Consider the following 18,837-nt stretch of genomic DNA (forward strand, 5'->3'; position numbering starts at 1 on the left):
CTCGTGTCGACCACGCCCGCGCGCCCCCGCGCCACGCAGCTCCTGCTGGCCTACCTCGCGTTCGTCAGCCTCGGTCTGCCGGACGGGCTGCTCGGCGTCGCCTGGCCCTCGACCCGGAGCGACTTCGGCGTACCGACCGAGGCCGTCGGGTGGGTGCTCACCGCCGGCACCGTCGGCTATCTCACCTCCAGCGTGCTGGCAGGCTTCACGCTGGCCCGGGTCGGCGTCGGTGCCCTGCTCGCCGGCAGCACTGTGCTGGCTGGCCTCGCGCTGGCCGGCTACTCCGTGAGCCCCGTGCTGGCGGTGCTGGTGGGCTGTGCGCTGCTGCTCGGGCTCGGGTCCGGCGCGGTCGACTCCGGGCTCAACGCGTACGCCGCCGGGGCCTTCGGGGCCCGGCACATGAATTGGCTGCATGCCTTCTTCGGCCTCGGCGTGGCCATCGGCCCGCTGATCATGACCGGGGTGCTGAGCGCCGGGCTCGCCTGGCGCTGGGGGTACGGCATCGTGGCTGCCGCCCAACTCGTTCTGGCCGCCGCGTTCGTGCTCACCGTGCGGGCCTGGCACCGCGGCGTCCCGGCGAGCACCGAGGCGTCCGCCACGGCCGGCACCGAGGTGGGCGCCGCCGTCGAAACGGGCCCGACCAGCGCGGACGGCGCGGCACCGGTCGTCCGGGTTCCGGTTCGGGACACGCTACGACTGCCGGCCGTCTGGTCGGGGTTGCTCGCCTTCGCGCTGTACGTGGCCATCGAGGTGTCCGCCGGCCTGTGGGCGTTCCTGCTGCTGACCGAGGGGCGGGGGCTCAGCGCGGCGCTGGCTGGCGGCTGCGTCTCCGCGTACTGGGGCAGCCTCTTCGTCGGCCGGGTGGTGCAGGGTGTGGTGGCCGAGCGACTGGGGGCCGGGCTGGTGTTGCGCGTCAGCCTGGTCGGAATGGCCGTGGGCGCGGCGCTGATCGCGGTACCCGGGCCGGCCGTGCTGGCGGTGCTCGGCCTGGTCGTGGTCGGTTTCGCCGCCGCGCCGGTGTTCCCGCTGCTCACCCTCACCACCGCCGAACGGGTCGGCGCTGCGCACGCGGACCGGGCCATCGGGATGCAGATCGGCGCCTCGGGCCTCGGCGCGGCGCTCGTCCCGGCCGGACTGGGCGTGCTGATCGGCAACACGTCGGTGCAGGTGCTGGGCTCGGCCCTGCTGGTACTCGCGCTGGCGTTGATCGTGCTCCACGAGTGGGGCGCGCGCCGACCCACCGCCGGTCCGCCCGCGCAGGCGTTGCCCGCCCAGATCGGGCGGGAAACTCAGACGTCCGGCCCGGTCCGGCCGGTGGTGGACGGACGGTAGGCGCGCTGCGGGTCGGTGTCCTCCCGGCTGTTGCCCCGGACCGCCCCGTCGCGGTCCGACGCGGCCGGTCCGTGCCCGAACGTTGCCTCCTCGCCGGCGTCGTTGCCGGTCACGTCGTCGGCTTCCCCGTCGAGGCTGGAGCCCGAAACGGCACGCTCCAGCTCCTCCAACGGAAGCCGCTCCTCGTCCCGCCACACCCTGATGTTGTCGTCGGTCATGTCTACAGCCGTACCCGGGCGCGATGATCGCAAACGGCGCCACGCGACCAGGCTCGGGAACGGCGATGGCCGCCAGGATTCTGGCGGCCATCGGTGTCACTGCTCAGGATCACGGTTGCGGGCGGTCCACCGATCCGCGCCAGGCGCCGGTCTCCTGACCGCGCCGCTCGATGTACGTCTTGAACCGCTCCAGGTCGCCCTTGGCGCGCCGGTCGACGATGCCGAGCTTGTCGCCGGCCTGCTCGACGACCCCGTGCGGCTCGAACTCAAGCTGCAGGGTGACCCGCGTCTTGTCCGCGTCGAGGCGGTGGAAGGTCACCACGCCGGCCTGCTGGGTGCCGTCGGTAGAGCGCCAGGCGACCCGCTCGTCGGGAAGCTGCTCGGTGATCTCGGCGTCGAACTCGCGCTTCACCCCGGCGATGTCCACCGTCCAGTGGGTCATCGTGTCGGAGAGCTGCCGGACCTCCTGCACGCCCTCCATGAACTCGGGGAACTGCTCGAACTGCGTCCACTGGTCGTACGCGGTGCGTACGGGCACGGAAACTTCCACATGTTCGGTAACGCCACTCATGAGAGAACCTCCTTCAGCCGCTGGCGGTCATCGAATCGGGGGGCGATTCTTCTCACCAGCGAGTTGTCTCGTTCTTGTTGCCGAGCGCGGCCCACACCTCGGAGACCGTCTGGTAGAGGGTGCCCTCGGGCAGTCGTTCCAGCGCCGCCACGATGTCGTCCGGCGCCTCGTTCTCGCGGGCGCTGGCGATGAGCATCAGGCGGTCGCCCGGCAGCGCGCTCATCGAGATGAACCGGCCGAGCCGGCTGCGCTGCTCGACGTCCGTGGAACTCATTCCCTGTGGGGTGCCGGTGCGCAGGTCGCCGGCCGGGGCGGTGGTCGTCTCCGGCTGGTCCTCGCCAGCCGGTTCCGGCACCCGCGACTCATCGACCCGAGAGCCGCCGGTCCCCGGCCCCTGCACGAGGCCGCTGACCTCCTGACTCATCTGTTCGTCGATCCTCGGTCCGTGCTTGCTGTTGCCACGCTCCATGCCTTCTGCGCTACCCGGCCCCCTGCCCGGTAAACCGGCACCGGGCCACGAACCGGCCCTCGGCCCGGCCCCGGACCGGACATCCGGCCCCGAACCGGGGTCAGTCGTCGGCGGGCTTGCGTGGCGGCAGCACCGGGTCCTCCGGGTCGGGGTCACCGGCCTGCAACTGCCGCCCACGCTGCACCTGGGCGTTGATCTGCACCCCCAGCATCAGCGCCGAGTTGGACAGGTAGAGCCAGACGAGGAACGCGATGGCCGCGCCGAGGCTGCCGTAGGTCGTCTTGTACGAGGCGAAGGTGGCCACGTAGAGGCCGAAGGCGAAGGAGACCGCCGCCCAGGAGAACAGAGCCACCGCGCCGCCGGGGGTGAGCCAGCGGAAGCGGGGCTGGCGTACGTTCGGGGCGATCCAGAACAGCAGGGACAGCAACACCATCATCACCATGGCGAGCACCGGCCACTTCGCCACGCTCCACACCGTACGGGCCAGACCCCCCGCGTTGATCAGGTCGCCGACCGCGTCGGTGACCGGGCCGCTGACGATCAGACCGAGGGCGACCACCGCGAGCAGTACCAACGTGACCGCCGCCAGGCCGATCTGCAACGGTCGCAGCTTCCAGACCGGCCGGCCCTCGCTCACCCCGTAGATCGCGTTGGAGGCCCGGGTGAACGCGCCGATGAAGCCCGACGCGGACCACAGCGCGCCGAGCAGGCCGAAGCTCAGCAGCACCTTGGCGTTGCTCTGCTGCAGCACCACGGACCGGATCACCCCGACCACGCCGCCGTCGTCGTCGGTCACCACCGACCCGGCACCCACCTGGTTGGCCAGGTCGACCACCGTGTCCAGGGTCTGCTCGCCGGTGGAGACCAGACCGACCAGGGCGACCACCACGATGGCGGACGGAAAGAGCGCCAGGACCCCGTAGTAGGTCAGCGCGGCCGCCCAGTCGGAGCAGTTGTCGGTGACGAAGTTCTGCACGCTACGGACCAGCACCCCACGCCAGGTCCGCCAGCTCAGCTGCCGCATCCGTCGGGGCACCTGCTTGCCCGGTGCGCCGTCGAGCGTCGTACCGGGCTCTGTGGTCGTCATGCCCGCTCCCTGCGCCCCGGCCACCGGATGACCGGTCGTCCGGTCGGGCCTGGCCCGCCGGTACCCGGATCGCGAAATCGACAAACCCGCCCAGCGCCGCGCGGGTGCCGCGTATGGTTTGCCGCCGCGTCGCGGGGGAACGGTCAGGGTGACCCTGTCGACACGGAGGAGGACGAGATGCCCGGGCGCGAGGACCTGCCCAGCACGCTGCGACGCTCCCCGGAGAAGGCGCAGCGCACCTGGGAGAAGACGCACGACTCGGCGGTCGAGACCTACGGGGAGGGGGAGCGGTCACACCGCACCGCCTTCGCCGCGGTGAAGCACCAGTTCGAGAAGGTGGGCGACCACTGGGAGCCGAAGGGCCGCAAGGGCCCCAGCGACCAGCAGGCCGCCGGTGGCGGGCCGGAACGGCGCGCCCCCACCGCCGGTGGAGTGGACGCCAACGCCACCAAGGACCACCTCATGTCGGTGGCCCGCAAACTCGACGTACCCGGCCGGTCCAGCATGACCAAGCCCGACCTGGTCAAGGCGATCGAGAAGGCCAACGACCGGGCCACCCGCAAGGCTCGCGGGGGCTGACCACCACCGCACCGGGGCACACCGACGCGGTACGGGCGGACGCGCCACCCCTGCGTCCGCCCGTACCGTTCACCAGTGGCCGCCGCCCGGCGCCTCGATGTGCACCGCCTTCGTGGCCGTGAACTCGTCCAGCAGTTCCGGGCCGTACCCGAAGCCCTGCCCACTGGCCCCGCGCGGGTGCGCGGCACCGCCCGGAGCGCCCCCGAACACCGCGTTGACCTTGACGGTGCCGACCGGCAGCTCCCGCCAGGCCCGCTGTGCGTGACCCATCGACGCGGTCAACACGGTGGCGGCCAGCCCGTACGGGGAGTCCGCTGCGCAGCGCAGAGCCTCCTCGAAGGAGTCGACCACCACCACCGGGGCGACCGGCCCGAACGTCTCCTCCCGCACCAGCGGCATGTCGTGCCGGCAGTCGGTGACCACGGTGGCCGGGTAGAACGCTCCCGGGCCGTCCGGGACCGCACCGCCGAGTCGGACCTGTGCGCCGGCCGCCACCGCCGCGGCCACCTGACCGTGCACGTGGTCCCGGTGCCGCCGGTCGACCAGCGGGCCCAGTTCGGTGCCGGGGTCCCGCCCCGGCCCGACCCGCAGCGCGTCGGCGTGCCGCACCAGGGCGGCGACGAAGTCCTCGGCCACCTCCCGGTGCACGTAGATCCGCTCCACGGCCACGCAGATCTGCCCAGCGTTGGCGAACGCGCCGAGCGCGGCCTGACCGGCCGCCCACTCCGGGTCGACGCCCGCGTCGACGATCAACGGGTCGCTGCCCCCGTTCTCCAGGAGCACCTTCGCGCCGGTGCGGGCCGCCGCGGCGGCGATCGCCCGCCCGGTGGCGGTGGAGCCCACGTGCGCCACGACGTCGACCTCCTGGGCTGCCAGCGCCGCACCGACCTCGGGTCCGCCGGTGAGCAGCGACAACACGCCGGCCGGTAACGCCTGATCCAGCGCCCGCGCCAGCAGCCAGCCCGTCGCCGGTGTCCGTTCGCTCGGCTTGTAGAGCACCACGTTTCCGGTGACCAGGGCAGCGCCGAGCAGTCCGCAGGAGACCGCCACCGGGTCGTTCCAGGGCGTGATCGCGGCCACGACACCGCGCGGCTGCGGGGTCAGGAAGTCGAGTGCGTCCGCTTCGCCGTTCAGCGTCCGCCCGCCGCGTAGCGGGGCCAGCTCCGCGTACTGTCGCAGGGTGCCAACGCCCGCCTCGACGCCGCCGCGGGCGTCCGCCAACGGCTTGCCCATCTCCGCGGTGACGGCCGCCGACAGCTCCTCGATGACCGCCTCCACCGCGTCCGCGGCCCGGTGCAGCGCTCCGGCCCGCTCGGCGGGCGCGGTCGCCGCCCACTGGGCCGCCGCGTTGCGTGCCGCCTGGGTCGCCTTGCCGACCTCGTCGGCCGTGGCCACCGGCACCGTGCTGACCGGCGAGTCGTCCGCCGGATCACGCACGACCAGTTCGCCACCGTCGCCGCCCGCGCCCCACACCCCGCCCACCAGCTGCGCAACCGTGTACATGCGGCGCTGGATGCCCCGGCCTCGGCGAGGCAAACGCGTTTCGCCCGGTTGCGCGCCGGGTAGGCGGATCCGATGACAACCACCTCCGCGCAGAGCGCGGATGCCGTCGTCATCGGGGCCGGCCACAACGGCCTGGTGGCGGCCAACCTGCTGGCGGACGCCGGTTGGGAGGTGGTGGTGCTGGAGGCGACCGCGGTGCCCGGGGGCGCGGTCCGCTCCGCCGAGGTGACCGCGCCCGGCTACCTGAGCGACCTGTACAGCTCGTTCTACCCCCTCGGGTACGCCTCACCGGTGCTGGGCGGCCTCGACCTGGGTCGGCACGGGTTGTCCTGGCGGCATGCGCCGGACGTGCTGGCGCACCTGCTGCCGGACGGCCGGTCCGCGGTGATCAACCGGAATCCGGACGTCACGGCCGCCTCGCTGGAGCAGTTTGCCCCCGGTGACGGCAAGCGCTGGCTCGACGCGTACACCGACTGGCTCGACGTGGCCGAGCCGATGCTGGAGGCGATCACCTCGCCGTTCCCACCGGTACGCGGCGGGCTGGGTCTGCTGCGTCGGCTACGGGTGGCCGGCGCGCTGCGACTGGCGCGGCGCCTGGTGGTGCCGGTCCGCAAACTCGGCGACGAACTCTTCGACGGTGCCGGCGGGCCCGCTCTGCTGGCCGGCTGCGCCCTGCACACCGACCTGTCCCCCGAGGAGGCCGGCTCCGGCGTGTACGGCTGGCTGCTGGCCATGCTCGGCCAGCAGGTCGGCTGGCCGGTGCCCGTCGGCGGCGCGCAGCAGATCACCAACGCGCTGGTGGGCCGGCTGCAGGAGCGGGGAGGGACGATCCTCTACGGCGCCCGCGTCGACCGGGTGCTCACCGCGCGGGGCCGGGCGATGGGGGTACGCACGGAGGGCGGCGCGCTGTGGCGGGCCCGTCGGGCCGTACTCGCCGACGTGCCGGCGCCAGCGTTGTACCTCGACCTGGTCGGCGCGGCGGCGCTGCCGTCGCGGCTGGTGGAGGACCTGGCGCACTTCCGGTGGGACGGTTCGACGCTGAAGGTGGACTGGGCGCTCTCCGCGCCGGTGCCGTGGGCGAACCGGGAGCTGGTCGGCGCGGGCACCGTGCACCTCGGTGCGGACCTGAACGGGCTGACCCACTACGCGGGCGAGTTGGCCCGTGGTGAGCTGCCCCGCGATCCGTTCCTGCTGGTCGGGCAGATGTCCGTGGCCGATCCGAGCCACTCCCCGCCGGGCACCGAGTCGCTCTGGTCGTACACCCACCTGCCGTTTCGCCGCAACTGGCGGGCCGAGGACGTCGCCGGGCACGTACAGCGGATGGAGGACGTGCTGGAGGCGGCGGCGCCGGGTTTCCGGCGACTGATCGTCGGCCGACACGTGGCCGGGCCGGCCGACCTGGAGAAGGGCAACCCGAGCCTGGTCGGCGGGGCTCTCGGCGGCGGGACCGCCGCCGCGTACCAGCAGCTTTTCCTGCGCCCGATCCCTGGCCTGGGCCGGGCGGACACCCCGGTGGACCGGCTCTTCCTGGCGAGCGCCTCGGCGCACCCCGGCGGCGGGGTGCACGGCGCACCCGGCGCGAACGCCGCCCGCGCGGCGTTGGCCCGCGACCGCGCGCTGACCGGACGCGCCTACGCCGCAGCAATAGCCACAGCCCACCGCGCCCTCTACCCCACCACCTGACCCCGGCCCCCCGGCCCTCCCGGCCCGCCGGCCCTCGCGGTCCATCGCCGTTGATCATGAAGTTATTGCGCCGACACGCCGGGGCGAGTGGCTATAACTTCATGATCAACGGCGGAAGGCGTGGGCGGCGCGGGGCGGGGGACGGCGGGAGGAGGGCGGGGCGGGGGGTTAGCGGGTGATGTTGCGGTGCTTGCTGCGCAGGCGGAACGGCATCAGGGCGCTCTCCACCTTGGTCGCGGTGGTCATCTTCGAGACGCCGTCGCGCCGCTCCTCGAAGCGGATCGGCACCTCCAGGATGGTGTGCCCCAGCTTGGTGGCGAGGTAGTGCATCTCCACCTGGAAGCTGTAGCCGTTGGACTGCACCCGGTTCAGACCGATGTCGCGCAGCGCGTCGGCCTGCCAGATCTTGAAGCCGGCGGTGAGGTCCCGGATGCGCACCCGCAGCAGGGTGTGCACGTAGAGGTTCGCCCAGCCACTGAGGGCCCGGCGGTACAGCGGCCAGTTCTCGTCGAGCTCTCCGCCGGGCACGTAGCGGGAGCCGATCACCACGCTGGCCTGGGTGGAGACCAGCGCGCCCAGCATTCCGGGCAGCGCCTCCGGCGGGTGCGACAGGTCGGCGTCCATCTGCGCCACGTACTCGGCGCCGCCCTCGATCGCCCGAGTCATGCCATCGACGTACGCCCGGCCGAGGCCCTCCTTGCCGGCGCGGTGCACGACCTCGATCCGGTCCGGATGCTCGATGGCCAGCTTGTCGGCCACATCGCCGGTGCCGTCGGGGGAATTGTCGTCGGCGACGAGGATGCGCAGGCCGGGCAGCGGTAGGGCCAGCAGCCGCTCCACCAGCGTGGGCAGGTTGCCCGCCTCGTTGTAGGTGGGCACGACAACGGTCAGGCGTGCGTCCCGCCACGGCGACGGCAGCTGCACAGGCTCGATCATGCGGACATCCTCGGTTTGCGGACAGGGGCTCCCGGAAAGGGTATCCAGTTGTCACGTGCGGGTTGAAGAGGCACCCCGTCCGGGCGTTGCGTGATGGCGGCGCTTCGTAGTAGTCCGGGTATCGATGCGCTGGTCGGGGCGTGCGTGCCGGCGTCTGTCGCGGGCGATCAACGTCTGCGACTGGCCACCACGGTGAGGGCGAGCGCCGCAGCGGCGAGCGCGACACCGGACAGCGCCGGCTTGTGGGTGCCGACCCAGAGTGCCGCCGACCGGTTACGCGCCTGTTGATGGAACACGCCTGCTGTGCCCCGATCTATGTCCTCATCGGCAGGATGGTGGAGATTGTCCCGCCAGGTGGTCGGGTCGATCTCGTCCCCGGTCTGCTGGCTCTCGTACCCGTCGCGGGCCAGCTTCCGGTCGAGCAGGCCGGGGAACAGGATGTCGGCCAGTCGGGCCCTCCACGTCGGGCCGCCCACGTTCAGCTCCCGGGTGCCGCGGTCGGCGGCCCACACGATCGCCCGGGCGGCCAACTCCGGCGTGAAGATCGGGAGGACCGGCTGTGGATGCCGGGGCAGCCGGGTGCGGACCCAGGAGAACTGTGGCGTGTTCACCGCCGGCAACTGCACCATCGACAGCTTCACCCCCGGGCAGTCGTGCAGCAGCTCGGCGCGGAGCGAGTCGTTGAACCCCTGTACGGCGTGCTTGCTCGCGCAGTACGCCGACTGCAGCGGAATCCCCCGGTACGCCAACGCGGAGCCCACCTGCACGATCGTGCCCTGTCCATGCGCCCGCATGTGCCGCAGCGCCGCCAGGGTGCCATGCACGGTGCCGAGGTAGGTCACCTCGGTGACCCGCCGGAACTCGCGCGCCGGGATCTCCCAGGCCGGCGCGAACACCGACACCATGGCGTTGTTGACCCACACGTCGATGCGGCCCCACCGGTGCACCGTGTCGTCGGCGGCCTGCAGCACGGCACCCGCGTCGGCCACGTCGACCCGGTACACGCGTACGTCGGCGGCGCCGCGCAGCCGGCACTCCCGCTCGGCGGCGGCCAGGCCGGCGTCTCCCCGGGCCAGCAGCGCCAGCCGGGCGCCCCGCGCCGCGTACGCGTGCGCGACCGCGCGGCCGACGCCAGCGCTCGCGCCCGTCACCACCACGGTCTGCGTCACTGCGACCCCTTCTGCCGGGTGGCGATGTCGGCGAGCCGGTCGAGCGTCTCCCGGTTGCGCAGGTGCAGCACCAGGTCGTTGACCTTGTTGCGGACCCAACGCAGCGGGCCGGACGCGAAATCCTCCCCGATGCGGACCCGGGTGGCGCCCCCGTCGGCCGGTTGCAGAGTGAACGCCACGATCGCCTCGCCGGCCGGCCAGAGACCCGCCCTCAGCACGAGCCGGTGCGGCGGCTCGGACACCAGCACCGTCGACGCGTCCTGCAACGAGAACGGCCACGGCCCGGCTTTGTGGTGCAGTTGACTGCCCACCCGGGGCCAGGCGTCGTCCACGTTCCGCACGTGTGTCGTACCCACCACCCAGTCGCTGTACGACCACCCGTCAGCGAGCACGTCGAACACCTGCTGCGGGGGGGCTTGGATCACTTTCTCCACAATCGCCACTGGGCTTCCATACCCGCGCCACGGCACGGGTAACGGTTGGCGGGTTAGCTTCTCCCGCGCGGCGGGTAAGGCCGACACGGGCACCGCCGCAGCGCTGGCCACCGCCTCGGTGACGACGTTTACTCCTCGGGGCGCAGGGAACCCGCCGGCTGTGCGACAGGACCAGGAGGATCCGTATCAGCGCAGGTCAGCCCGGGCGTACGCCGCTGCTGACCGCGCCGGTTCCGGGTCTGTCGGGAGCCCCCGAGGAGTCCTGTACGACGCGGTGTTGCTGGACCGCGACGGCACCCTGATCGAGGACGTGCCGTACAACGGCGACCCGGAGAAGGTGCGGCCGGTGCCGGGAGCGCGGGCGGCGCTGGACCGGTTGCGGGCGGCCGGACTGCGGCTGGCGGTCGTGACGAACCAGTCGGGTCTGGCCCGCGGTTACTTCACCGACGAACAGATGAGGGCGGTGCACGCCCGCGTCGAGGAGTTGCTGGGCCGGTTCGACGCGTGGCTGGTCTGTCCGCACGACGACGCGGACGGCTGTGACTGCCGTAAGCCGGCGCCCGGCCTGGTGCACGCCGCCGCCCGGGAGCTGGGCACGACCGCGTCCAGGTGCGTCCTGGTGGGTGACATCGGCCGGGACGTTGCCGCCGCGCTGGCCGCGGGTGCTGCGGGAGTGCTGGTGCCAACCCCGGTGACCCGCCCGGAGGAGGTCGCCGCCGCCGGATGGCTCGCCAACGACCTGCCGGCGGCGGTGGACGAGATCCTGCGCCGCCAACAAGCCGTGCAGCCCGCCACCCCGCCCGGCGAACCGGTGCGGACAGCGCTGGTGGTCAGGTCGGATTCGGCGGGGGACGTGCTGGTCACCGGCCCGGCGATCCGCGCCGTCGCGGCCGGAGCGCAGCGGGTGGTGCTGTTGTGTGGGCCGCGCGGCCGCGCCGCCGCCGACCTGCTGCCCGGCGTCGACGAGATCATCGAGCACCCGCTGCCGTGGATCGATCCGACGCCGGCGCCGGTCGACCTGGAGGTCATGGGTGGCCTGACCGCACGGCTTGGCGCGGTCGGCGCGGACCAGGCGGTGGTGTTCACCTCGTTCCACCAGTCCGCCCTGCCCCTGGCGCTGCTGCTGAGGATGGCGGGGATCGGCCGGATCGCGGCGATCAGCGACGACTACCCGGGCTCGCTGCTGGACGTCCGGCACCGGGTGCCGGTGGGCGTACCCGAACCCGAACGTGCCCTCTCCCTCGCCGCCGCCGCGGGCCACCGCCTGCCCGACGGCGACGAACCTCTGCTCCGGCTGCGCCGCGACGCCGTGGCGCCGCGCCCGGCCGAATTCGGTGATCCGGGGTACGTGGTGCTGCATCCCGGCTCGGCCGCGTCGAGCCGGGCCTGCCCGCCCGATCTGGCGGCCCGGATCGCCGGGGCGCTGACCGCGGCCGGGCACCGGGTGCTGGTCACCGGCAGCTCCGCTGAGCGCGGGGTCACCGCCCAGGTCGCGGCGGCCGGCGGCACCGACCTGGGTGGCCGGACCGACCTGGCCGGGCTGGCCGCGATCGTGGCGGACGCCGGCGCGGTCGTGGTCGGCAACACCGGGCCCGCGCACCTGGCCGCCGCGTCCGGCGTGCCGGTGGTGAGTCTCTTCGCGCCGACAGTGCCGTTCGGCCAGTGGGGGCCCTACCGGGTGCCCACCGTCCGGCTCGGCGATGCCGCCACGCCCTGCCGGGACACCCGCGCAGCCAGCTGCCCGGTCTCCGGGCACCCGTGCCTCAGCGGCATCGACCCGGACGAGGTGGTCGACGCGCTGCGAACGCTCGCCGTCAGCGGTGGTGGTGGCGGCCGATGAACATCCTGCTCTGGCACGTGCACGGCTCCTGGACCACGTCGTTCGTGCACGGCAGCCACCGCTACCTGATTCCCACCACACCCGACCGCGGCCCCTACGGCCTCGGCCGGGCCCGCACCTACCCCTGGCCGGACAGCGCGGTCGAGGTCACCCCGGAGGACCTGCCCGGCACCGACGTCGACCTGGTCATCCTGCAACGCCCCGAGGAGATCGACCGGGCCGAGGCGTGGTTGCGCCGCCGACCCGGCCGCGACGTGCCGGCCATCTACGTCGAACACAACACCCCCAAGGGCGACGTGCCCAACACGCGTCACCCGATGGCCGACCGCGACGACCTGCTCATCGCCCACGTCACCGGGTTCAACCAGATCTTCTGGGACACCGGCGCCTCCCGCACCACCGTGGTCGACCACGGCATCGTCGCCCCCGCCGTGTCCTACTCCGGCGAGCTCGACCGGCTCGCCGTGGTGATCAACGAGCCGGTACGGCGAGGCCGGGTCACCGGCACCGACCTGCTGCCCCAGTTCGCCGAGATCGCGCCGCTGGACGTGTTCGGCATGGGTGTCGCCGGCCTCGCCGACCACCTCGGGCTGCCCGCCGACCGGCTCACCAGCCACGACGACGTACCCCAGGACCGGATGCACGCCGAGCTGGCGCGGCGGCGTGCGTACCTGCACCTGTGCCGGTGGACCTCGCTCGGGCTCAGCCTCATCGAGGCGATGGCGATCGGCATGCCGGTCGTCGCGCTCGCCACCACCGAGGCGGTGATGGCGGTGCCTCCGGAGGCGGGGGCCCTCGCCACCCGAACCGACACCCTGCTCGACGCCGCCCGCCGGTTCATCGCCGAACCGGCGACCGCGCGCCAGGCCGGCGCGGCGGCGCGAACCGCCGCGCGCGACAGGTACGGCCTCGACCGTTTCCTCGCTGACTGGGACCGGCTGCTGGAGGAGGAAGTATGCGGATCGCGATGATCTCGGAGCACGCCAGCCCGCTCGCCGTCCTCGGAGGGGAGGACGCCGGCGGCCAGAACACGCACGTCGCGGAGCTGTCCGCCGCGCTCGCCGCCGCTGGGCACGAGGTGCGGGTCTACACCCGCCGGGACGCCCTCGACCTGCCGGTGACCGTTCGCAGCCCGGACGGGTACGACGTGGTGCACGTACCGGCCGGCCCGGCCGAGCCGGTGGCGAAGGACGCGCTGCTGCCGCACATGCGGGAGTTCAGTCGCTGGCTGATCGAGCGCTGGCGGGGCGGGGAGTGGGTGCCCGAGGTGATCCACGCGCACTTCTGGATGAGTGGCCTGGCGGCGTTGACGGCCGGCCGACAGACCGGGGTGCCGGTGGTGCAGACGTACCACGCGTTGGGCACGGTGAAGCGCCGCTACCAGGGCGTGCAGGACACCAGCCCGGCCCGGCGGGTGTCCTACGAGCGGGAGTTGGGCCGCTCGGTGGACCGGATCGTCGCGCAGTGCCGCGACGAGGTGGGCGAGCTGGTCCGGATGGGTGTGCCCCGGTCCCGGATGACCGTCGTGCCCTCCGGAGTCAACCTCGCCACGTTCGCCCCGCTCGGGCCGGCCGCCGACCGCGAGCCGGGTCGGGCCCGGATCCTGACCGTGGGCCGGCTGGTCGAGCGCAAGGGCTTCCAGACCGTGATCCGCGCGATGGCGCTGGTTCCGGACGCCGAGTGCGTGGTGGTCGGCGGCCCGCCCGAAGGGCTGCTGGAGACCGACCCGTACGCCCGGCGGCTGCGGGCCCTCGCGGAGTCGTGCGGGGTGGCCGACCGGGTGCACCTGGTCGGCGCGGTACCCCGGGAGGAGATGGGCCGCTGGTACCGCTCGGCGGACCTGCTGGTCGCCGCACCCTGGTACGAACCGTTCGGCTTGACCCCACTGGAGGCGATGGCCTGCGGCGTGCCGGTGGTCGGCACCGCCGTCGGCGGCATCCGCGACACCGTGGTCGACGGGACGACCGGTGACCTCGTGCCGGCACGGGACCCGCACGCGCTGGCCACCGCGATCCAGGGGCTGCTCGACGACCGGATCAGGCGCTTCGCGTACGCCGCGGCGGCGCGCGAGCGGGCCCGGGCGCGGTACTCGTGGGCGGCCACCGCCGAACGGCTGGTCGAGGTCTACAGCGAGGTGGCCGCCGTGCGCCGGCCGGCCCGGGTGGTGGCCTGATGCCGGCGGGCAGTCTGCTCGACACCCACCTGACGAATCTCGCCGCGGCGCTGGTGCCGTACCGGCGGTGTGAGTCGCAGCTGGCGCGCTGGGGCGCGGACCTGGCCCACCGGCTGGCCGCCGGGGGTCGCCTGCTGGTCGCCGGCAACGGCGGCAGCGCCGCCGAAGCCCAGCATCTCACCGCCGAGCTGGTCGGCAAGCTCCACGACGACCGTCAGCCGCTGTCCGCGATCGCGCTGCACGCCGAGACGAGCGCGCTCACCGCCATCGCCAACGATTACGGCTACACCGATGTCTACGCCCGTCAGGTGCGCGCACACGGTCGCCCCGGCGACGTCCTGCTGCTGCTCAGCACCAGCGGCACCAGCCCCAATCTGATCAGCGCCGCGCAGGCTGCCCGCGACGTCGGCCTGACGACCTGGGCGCTCACCGGCGCCGCCCCCAATCCCCTCGCCGAGGCCTGCGACGACGTGCTGGCCGTCGCGTCCCCCGACACCCAGGTCGTCCAGGAGCTGCACCTGGTGACCAGTCACCTGCTCTGCGAGTACCTCGAACAGGAACTGCCCGCCGCACTGGCCGCGGCCACCGACCCAGCGGTTCGCCACCACGTGCCGGCGGAGCCCGCACCGGCCGGTCGGCTCCCGTCCGGGCCGGTGCGCACCGGGGTCGAAGTGGTGCTCGACGGCGGGACCGGACAGCAGGTCGACGCGTGACGATGGGGAGGCAAGCGTGAGGGGACCTGTGGTGGTGCTCGGGGACACCCTGCTCGACCGGGACGTGGAAGGGGTGGTGAACCGGCTCTGCCCGGACTCGCCGGTGCCGGTTCTCGACGAGACCGCGGCCAGCGACCGACCTGGTGGTGCGGGCCTGGCGGCGGTGTTCGCCGCCGCGCAGGGCGCCGAGGTGGTGCTGGTGACCGCGCTCGCCGACGACGCCGGCGGAGCCCGACTGAGCGCGCTGCTCGCCGCCGCCGGCGTGCAGGTGTATCCGCTGGCCCTGTCCGGCGCGACGCCGGAGAAGATCCGGCTGCGGGCCCGGGGTCGGGTGCTGCTGCGCCACGACCGCGGCGGCACCTCCGGGGAGCCGGGTCAGCCCTCCGACGAGGTGCTCCGGGTGATCGGCTCGGCGTCCGCGGTGCTGGTCAGCGACTACGGCCGGGGGGTGGCCCGGCAGCCCGCGCTGCGTGACGCCCTGGCCGCCACCCGCGCGCCGGTGGTGTGGGACCCACACCCGCGCGGCCCGGCGGCGATCCCCGGCGTGCATCTGGCCACGCCGAACGAGTCGGAGGTGCGCGAGCTGGTCCCCGCTCTGCCCGGCGCCTCCCGGCTGGCCACCGCGTCGCGCGGCGCGCAGGGGCTGCGACGGCGTTGGCGGGCTGGTGCGGTCGCGGTGACGCTGGGCGGTGACGGCGCGTTGCTCTGCCACGCCGGGTCGACACCGCTGGTGGTGCCCACACCGGGCAGCGCCGAGGGGGACACCTGCGGGGCCGGCGACCGGTTCGCGGCCGCGGCCAGTCTCGCGTTGGCTCAGGGCGCGCTGGTCTCCGAGGCGGTGCAGGCGGCGGTCGCCGAGGCGTCCGCGTACGTGGCTGGTGGGGGAGTGGCGGCGGCGCTGCCCACGCCGGCGCCTCCGGTGAGCGCGAGGAGCGAGCCGGTGATGCGAGCCCCCCAGTCGCGAACGAAGGGCGGCCGAGTGTCGACGAGCCTTGTCGGCCCGGGGGGTGAACGGGTGGGAGTCGCGGCGGTTGCCGCGCTGCTCGGTGAGGTACGGGCCGCGGGCGGCACGGTGGTGGCGACCGGTGGTTGCTTCGACCTGCTGCACGCCGGGCACGTGGCGACCCTGCAGGCCGCTCGCCAGCTCGGCGACTGCCTGATCGTCTGCGTGAACTCCGACGCCAGCGTGGCCGGGCTGAAGGGGCCGGATCGGCCGGTGATGTCCGAGGGTGACCGCAGCCGGCTGCTGGCCGCGTTGAGCTGCGTCGACGCGGTTCTCGTCTTCGACGAGCCGACCCCGGAGGCGGCGCTGTCCTGGGTACGCCCGGACATCTGGGTCAAGGGCGGCGACTACGCCACCGGCGGTGGCGATGCCGCCGCCACCCTGCCGGAGGCGGAGGTCCTGCGCCGGTGGGGAGGAAACACCGTGGTGGTGCCCTACCTGGACGGTCGTTCCACCACCGACATGATCGTTCGCTCCATCGGGGAGCGGACCCGATGACCGCCACGCGATCCGGTGCCGGGCCGACCGTCCTGGTCACCGGAGGCGCCAGCGGGCTCGGTGCCGCCGTGGTGGCCGCGGTGGCCGCGTCCGGCGGCCGACCGATCGTGCTGGACCGGCAGCCGCCGGCCGACGGGGTGTCCTGGACCGAGTGCGACCTGGCCGACACCCGGGCGGCCGAGGTGGCCACCCAACACCTCGCCGAGCAGGCCGGCGGCCTGGACGCGGTGGTCACCGCCGCCGGCACCGACGTCCCGGGTCGCCTCGCCGACGTGCCGGGGGAGACCTGGGACCGGATCGTCGCCGTCGACCTGCTGGCCACCGCGGCGGTGATCCGTGCCGCGCTGCCGTTCCTGCTGACGTCTCGGGGCCGCATCGTCACGGTCGCCTCGACCCTGGGCGTCAAGGCGGTCAGTGACGCGACGGCGTACTGCGCGGCGAAGTTCGGCGTGGTCGGCTTCACTCGTGCCCTCGCCGCCGAGCTCGCCGGTCAGGTCGGCGTCACGCTGCTCATCCCGGGCGGGATGCGCACCGCGTTCTTCGACGAGCGTGACCCGCAGTACAAGCCGGGGGCGGACGCGATCCTCAACGATCCCGTCCACACCGCGGCCGCGGTCATGTTCGCGCTGAACCAGCCGCCCGGCTGTGCGGTGCGCGAGATGGTGGTCTGCGCCGAGCAGGAGACCTCGTACCCGTGATCCTCGTGTTGCGCGCCCTCGGCGTCGGCGACCTGGTCACCGCGGTGCCCGCGCTGCGGGCGCTGCGGGCCGCGTACCCCGGTCGGGAGTTGGCGCTCGCCGCTCCCGCCTGGCTGGCCCCGCTGGTGGACCTGGTCGGCGGCGTCGACCGGCTGGTCGACACCGCCGGGCTGGATCGGCCCCTGCGGGTCGGCTCGGCCCCACAGGTCGCGGTCAACCTGCACGGGCGCGGCCCGCAGTCGCACCGGTTGCTCGCCGCCACCCGGCCCGGCCGGCTGCTCGCCTTCGCCAACCTGGAGGCCGGCTGCACGGACGGCCCCCGGTGGGTCGCCGACGAGCACGAGGTGGACCGGTGGTGCCGGCTGCTGTCCTGGTACGACATCCCGGCCGACCGGACCGACCTCGGCCTGCGTCGGCCCGGCTCGACCGGGCTGCCAACCGGAGCAACCGTGCTGCATCCCGGCAGCAAGATCCCCGCCAAGCGCTGGCCCGCCGAACGGTTCGCCGCGCTGGCCCGAGCGCTCACCGACCGGGGGCACCGGGTGCTGCTCACCGGCTCGGCCGACGAACGGACGCTGGCGGCCCGGGTGGCCGACGCGGCCGGCCTGCCGTCCGACTCCGTGCTGGCTGGCCGGACCGACCTCGGCGCGCTCGCCGCGCTGGTGGCCCACGCCCGGTTGGTGGTCAGCGGGGACACCGGGGTGGCCCACCTGGCCACCGGGTACGGCACCGCGTCGGTGGTCCTCTTCGGGCCGGTGCCGCCGACGCACTGGGGACCGCCACCGGACCGGCCCCGACATCGGGTGCTCTGGGCCGGCGAGGGGGACTGGCCCAGGTGGGACGGGGTCGGAAGCCACCCGACGATGGCCGCTCTACGCCTCGACGAGGTGCTGGCCGCCGTGTCCGAGGTGGAGAGGGTGGTGCGGGTCTCCGGTGCGGTTGCGGCGTAGCGACCCGGGTCGACCGGGGTACGGACGGCGCCGGCGCGGACGGGGCTGGCTCTTCGTCGACCCGACCGGCGCCCCGGTCCGGGATCCGGCCGTCCTGGCCCGGCTGCGGGAGCTGGTCATCCCTCCGGCCTGGCAGAACGTCTGGATCTCGCCGTACCCGAACGGGCACATCCAGGCGATCGGGATCGACGCGGCCGGTCGCAAGCAGTACGTCTACCACCCGCTGTGGCGGGAGAAGCAGGACGAGGCGAAGTTCGACCACATGCTGGAGGTGGCCCGGCGGCTCCCCGTGCTGCGGGAACGGGTGGGGCGTGACCTGGACGGCCGAGGGCTGGGCCGGGACCGGGTGCTGGCCACGGTGGCCCGACTGTTGGACATGGGGATGTTCCGGGTCGGCAGCGACCAGTACGCGGCCGGCGACGACCCGACGTACGGGGTGTCCACCCTGCGTCCCGAGCATGCCCGGTCCCGGGGCGGCTGCGTGGTCTTCGTGTTTCCCGCGAAGGGCGGCATCGAGCAGGTACGCCGGATCGAGGATCCGGAGCTGTGCCAGGTGCTGGTCAATCTGCGCCGTCGCCGGCGCCGCGCGGACCGGCTGTTCGGCTACTGGGACGGCCGGGAGTGGCGTGACGTGCGCAGCGACGAGGTCAACGGTTACCTGCGCGACGCCAGCGGTGGGGCGATGACCGCCAAGGACTTCCGCACCTGGCACGCCACCGTCCTGGCCGCCACCGAGTTGGCCACCGCCGGTCCGGCCCGTTCGGTGACGGCCCGGCGTAAGGCGGTGGTCGCCGTGATGCGCGCGGTGGCCGAACTGCTGGGCAACACTCCGACGGTGGCTCGTGCGTCGTACGTGGATCCGCGGGTGGTCGACCTCTACCACGACGGAGTGGTGGCGTCGGTGGACCCGCGGGCGCCACGCGAGGAGGCGGAGCGGCTCGTCCTGGAGTTGCTGGAGGAGGCCTGACCGGCCCACCGGGC

19 protein-coding genes are annotated in these 18,837 nt (G+C 73.8%); 11 read left to right on the forward strand and 8 right to left on the reverse strand.

The window, feature by feature from the left end:
• Positions 1-3: 3 nt before the first annotated feature.
• The gene (locus HNR20_RS24580) at positions 4-1,332 is read left to right on the forward strand and encodes an MFS transporter (RefSeq protein ID WP_184184201.1); all 1,329 of its coding nucleotides are present in this window, start codon (positions 4-6) and stop codon (positions 1,330-1,332) included.
• Here HNR20_RS24580 and HNR20_RS24585 read toward each other — a convergent pair.
• The 4 genes from HNR20_RS24585 to HNR20_RS24600 all read right to left on the reverse strand — a co-directional run bounded on the left by HNR20_RS24585 (position 1,290) and on the right by HNR20_RS24600 (position 3,677).
• Positions 1,290-1,550, reverse strand: coding sequence for a hypothetical protein (locus tag HNR20_RS24585; protein WP_184184204.1), 261 nt, complete (start codon positions 1,548-1,550; stop codon positions 1,290-1,292). The genes HNR20_RS24580 and HNR20_RS24585 overlap by 43 nt on opposite strands.
• Positions 1,551-1,659: 109 nt before the next feature.
• A complete protein-coding gene (locus tag HNR20_RS24590; protein ID WP_184184207.1) occupies positions 1,660-2,121 on the reverse strand; it encodes an SRPBCC family protein in 462 nt (153 codons plus the stop codon).
• 52 nt (positions 2,122-2,173) lie between these two features.
• Positions 2,174-2,590 (reverse strand): DUF2795 domain-containing protein, encoded by a 417-nt coding sequence (locus HNR20_RS24595; protein WP_184184210.1) that lies wholly within the window; start codon positions 2,588-2,590, stop codon positions 2,174-2,176.
• Between the two features lie 100 nt (positions 2,591-2,690).
• A complete protein-coding gene (locus HNR20_RS24600; protein ID WP_184184213.1) occupies positions 2,691-3,677 on the reverse strand; it encodes a YihY/virulence factor BrkB family protein in 987 nt (328 codons plus the stop codon).
• Positions 3,678-3,854: 177 nt separating this feature from the next.
• On the opposite strand from HNR20_RS24600, the gene HNR20_RS24605 reads away from it, so the two are divergent.
• Complete coding sequence (locus HNR20_RS24605; protein WP_184184216.1) at positions 3,855-4,256, forward strand: ChaB family protein; 402 nt, start codon at positions 3,855-3,857, stop codon at positions 4,254-4,256.
• A 69-nt stretch (positions 4,257-4,325) separates the two neighbouring features.
• Here HNR20_RS24605 and HNR20_RS24610 read toward each other — a convergent pair whose 3' ends face one another.
• Positions 4,326-5,759 carry an aldehyde dehydrogenase family protein gene (locus tag HNR20_RS24610; RefSeq protein ID WP_184184218.1) on the reverse strand — a complete coding sequence of 478 codons (1,434 nt, stop codon included), beginning with the start codon at positions 5,757-5,759 and terminating at the stop codon, positions 4,326-4,328.
• Positions 5,760-5,831: 72 nt separating this feature from the next.
• On the opposite strand from HNR20_RS24610, the gene HNR20_RS24615 reads away from it, so the two are divergent.
• Positions 5,832-7,442, forward strand: a complete 1,611-nt coding sequence (locus HNR20_RS24615) for a phytoene desaturase family protein (RefSeq protein WP_184184221.1) — start codon at positions 5,832-5,834, stop codon at positions 7,440-7,442.
• Positions 7,443-7,610: 168 nt separating this feature from the next.
• Here the strand turns inward: HNR20_RS24615 and HNR20_RS24620 are convergent, their stop codons facing one another.
• The 3 genes from HNR20_RS24620 to HNR20_RS24630 all read right to left on the reverse strand — a co-directional run bounded on the left by HNR20_RS24620 (position 7,611) and on the right by HNR20_RS24630 (position 9,972).
• Positions 7,611-8,378, reverse strand: coding sequence for a polyprenol monophosphomannose synthase (locus HNR20_RS24620; RefSeq protein WP_184184224.1), 768 nt, complete (start codon positions 8,376-8,378; stop codon positions 7,611-7,613).
• 167 nt (positions 8,379-8,545) lie between these two features.
• Positions 8,546-9,547, reverse strand: coding sequence for an SDR family oxidoreductase (locus tag HNR20_RS24625; protein ID WP_184184227.1), 1,002 nt, complete (start codon positions 9,545-9,547; stop codon positions 8,546-8,548).
• Positions 9,544-9,972, reverse strand: coding sequence for an SRPBCC family protein (locus HNR20_RS24630; RefSeq protein ID WP_308425476.1), 429 nt, complete (start codon positions 9,970-9,972; stop codon positions 9,544-9,546). The genes HNR20_RS24625 and HNR20_RS24630 overlap by 4 nt, the downstream gene beginning before the upstream one ends.
• Before the next feature lie 169 nt (positions 9,973-10,141).
• On the opposite strand from HNR20_RS24630, the gene HNR20_RS24635 reads away from it, so the two are divergent.
• The 8 genes from HNR20_RS24635 to HNR20_RS24670 are packed head-to-tail and all read left to right on the forward strand — an operon-like array spanning position 10,142 to position 18,823.
• Positions 10,142-11,821 (forward strand): HAD-IIIA family hydrolase, encoded by a 1,680-nt coding sequence (locus HNR20_RS24635; protein ID WP_184184234.1) that lies wholly within the window; start codon positions 10,142-10,144, stop codon positions 11,819-11,821.
• Positions 11,818-12,792: a glycosyltransferase gene (locus HNR20_RS24640; protein ID WP_184184238.1), complete on the forward strand. Its 975-nt coding sequence runs from the start codon at positions 11,818-11,820 to the stop codon at positions 12,790-12,792. The genes HNR20_RS24635 and HNR20_RS24640 overlap by 4 nt, the downstream gene beginning before the upstream one ends.
• Entirely contained in the window at positions 12,777-13,994 is a 1,218-nt protein-coding gene (locus HNR20_RS24645; protein ID WP_184184241.1) for a glycosyltransferase, read from the forward strand. The genes HNR20_RS24640 and HNR20_RS24645 overlap by 16 nt, the downstream gene beginning before the upstream one ends.
• Positions 13,991-14,707, forward strand: a complete 717-nt coding sequence (locus HNR20_RS24650) for a D-sedoheptulose-7-phosphate isomerase (RefSeq protein ID WP_184188923.1) — start codon at positions 13,991-13,993, stop codon at positions 14,705-14,707. The genes HNR20_RS24645 and HNR20_RS24650 overlap by 4 nt, the downstream gene beginning before the upstream one ends.
• 16 nt (positions 14,708-14,723) lie before the next feature.
• Positions 14,724-16,208, forward strand: a complete 1,485-nt coding sequence (locus HNR20_RS24655; protein WP_184184244.1) for a PfkB family carbohydrate kinase — start codon at positions 14,724-14,726, stop codon at positions 16,206-16,208.
• On the forward strand, positions 16,205-16,906 hold the full coding sequence (locus tag HNR20_RS24660) for an SDR family oxidoreductase (protein ID WP_184184247.1): 702 nt from the start codon (positions 16,205-16,207) through the stop codon (positions 16,904-16,906). The genes HNR20_RS24655 and HNR20_RS24660 overlap by 4 nt, the downstream gene beginning before the upstream one ends.
• On the forward strand, positions 16,903-17,856 hold the full coding sequence (locus HNR20_RS24665; RefSeq protein WP_184184250.1) for a glycosyltransferase family 9 protein: 954 nt from the start codon (positions 16,903-16,905) through the stop codon (positions 17,854-17,856). The genes HNR20_RS24660 and HNR20_RS24665 overlap by 4 nt, the downstream gene beginning before the upstream one ends.
• A complete protein-coding gene (locus tag HNR20_RS24670; RefSeq protein WP_184184253.1) occupies positions 17,840-18,823 on the forward strand; it encodes a DNA topoisomerase IB in 984 nt (327 codons plus the stop codon). The genes HNR20_RS24665 and HNR20_RS24670 overlap by 17 nt, the downstream gene beginning before the upstream one ends.
• Positions 18,824-18,837 lie beyond the last annotated feature (14 nt).

Origin of the sequence: Micromonospora parathelypteridis, from assembly GCF_014201145.1 — a bacterium.
GTDB classification, from domain to species: Bacteria; Actinomycetota; Actinomycetes; order Mycobacteriales; family Micromonosporaceae; genus Micromonospora; species Micromonospora parathelypteridis.

Excerpts from the sequence above, each read along its gene's own strand:
- HNR20_RS24585 (WP_184184204.1), bottom strand. The coding sequence starts at position 1,550 with ATGACCGACGACAACATCAGGGTGTGGCGGGACGAGGAGCGGCTTCCG.
- HNR20_RS24590 (WP_184184207.1), bottom strand. The coding sequence starts at position 2,121 with ATGAGTGGCGTTACCGAACATGTGGAAGTTTCCGTGCCCGTACGCACC.
- HNR20_RS24595 (WP_184184210.1), bottom strand. The coding sequence starts at position 2,590 with ATGGAGCGTGGCAACAGCAAGCACGGACCGAGGATCGACGAACAGATG.
- HNR20_RS24600 (WP_184184213.1), bottom strand. The coding sequence starts at position 3,677 with ATGACGACCACAGAGCCCGGTACGACGCTCGACGGCGCACCGGGCAAG.
- HNR20_RS24605 (WP_184184216.1), top strand. The coding sequence starts at position 3,855 with ATGCCCGGGCGCGAGGACCTGCCCAGCACGCTGCGACGCTCCCCGGAG.
- HNR20_RS24610 (WP_184184218.1), bottom strand. The coding sequence starts at position 5,759 with ATGTACACGGTTGCGCAGCTGGTGGGCGGGGTGTGGGGCGCGGGCGGC.
- HNR20_RS24615 (WP_184184221.1), top strand. The coding sequence starts at position 5,832 with ATGACAACCACCTCCGCGCAGAGCGCGGATGCCGTCGTCATCGGGGCC.
- HNR20_RS24620 (WP_184184224.1), bottom strand. The coding sequence starts at position 8,378 with ATGATCGAGCCTGTGCAGCTGCCGTCGCCGTGGCGGGACGCACGCCTG.
- HNR20_RS24640 (WP_184184238.1), top strand. The coding sequence starts at position 11,818 with ATGAACATCCTGCTCTGGCACGTGCACGGCTCCTGGACCACGTCGTTC.
- HNR20_RS24645 (WP_184184241.1), top strand. The coding sequence starts at position 12,777 with ATGCGGATCGCGATGATCTCGGAGCACGCCAGCCCGCTCGCCGTCCTC.
- HNR20_RS24660 (WP_184184247.1), top strand. The coding sequence starts at position 16,205 with ATGACCGCCACGCGATCCGGTGCCGGGCCGACCGTCCTGGTCACCGGA.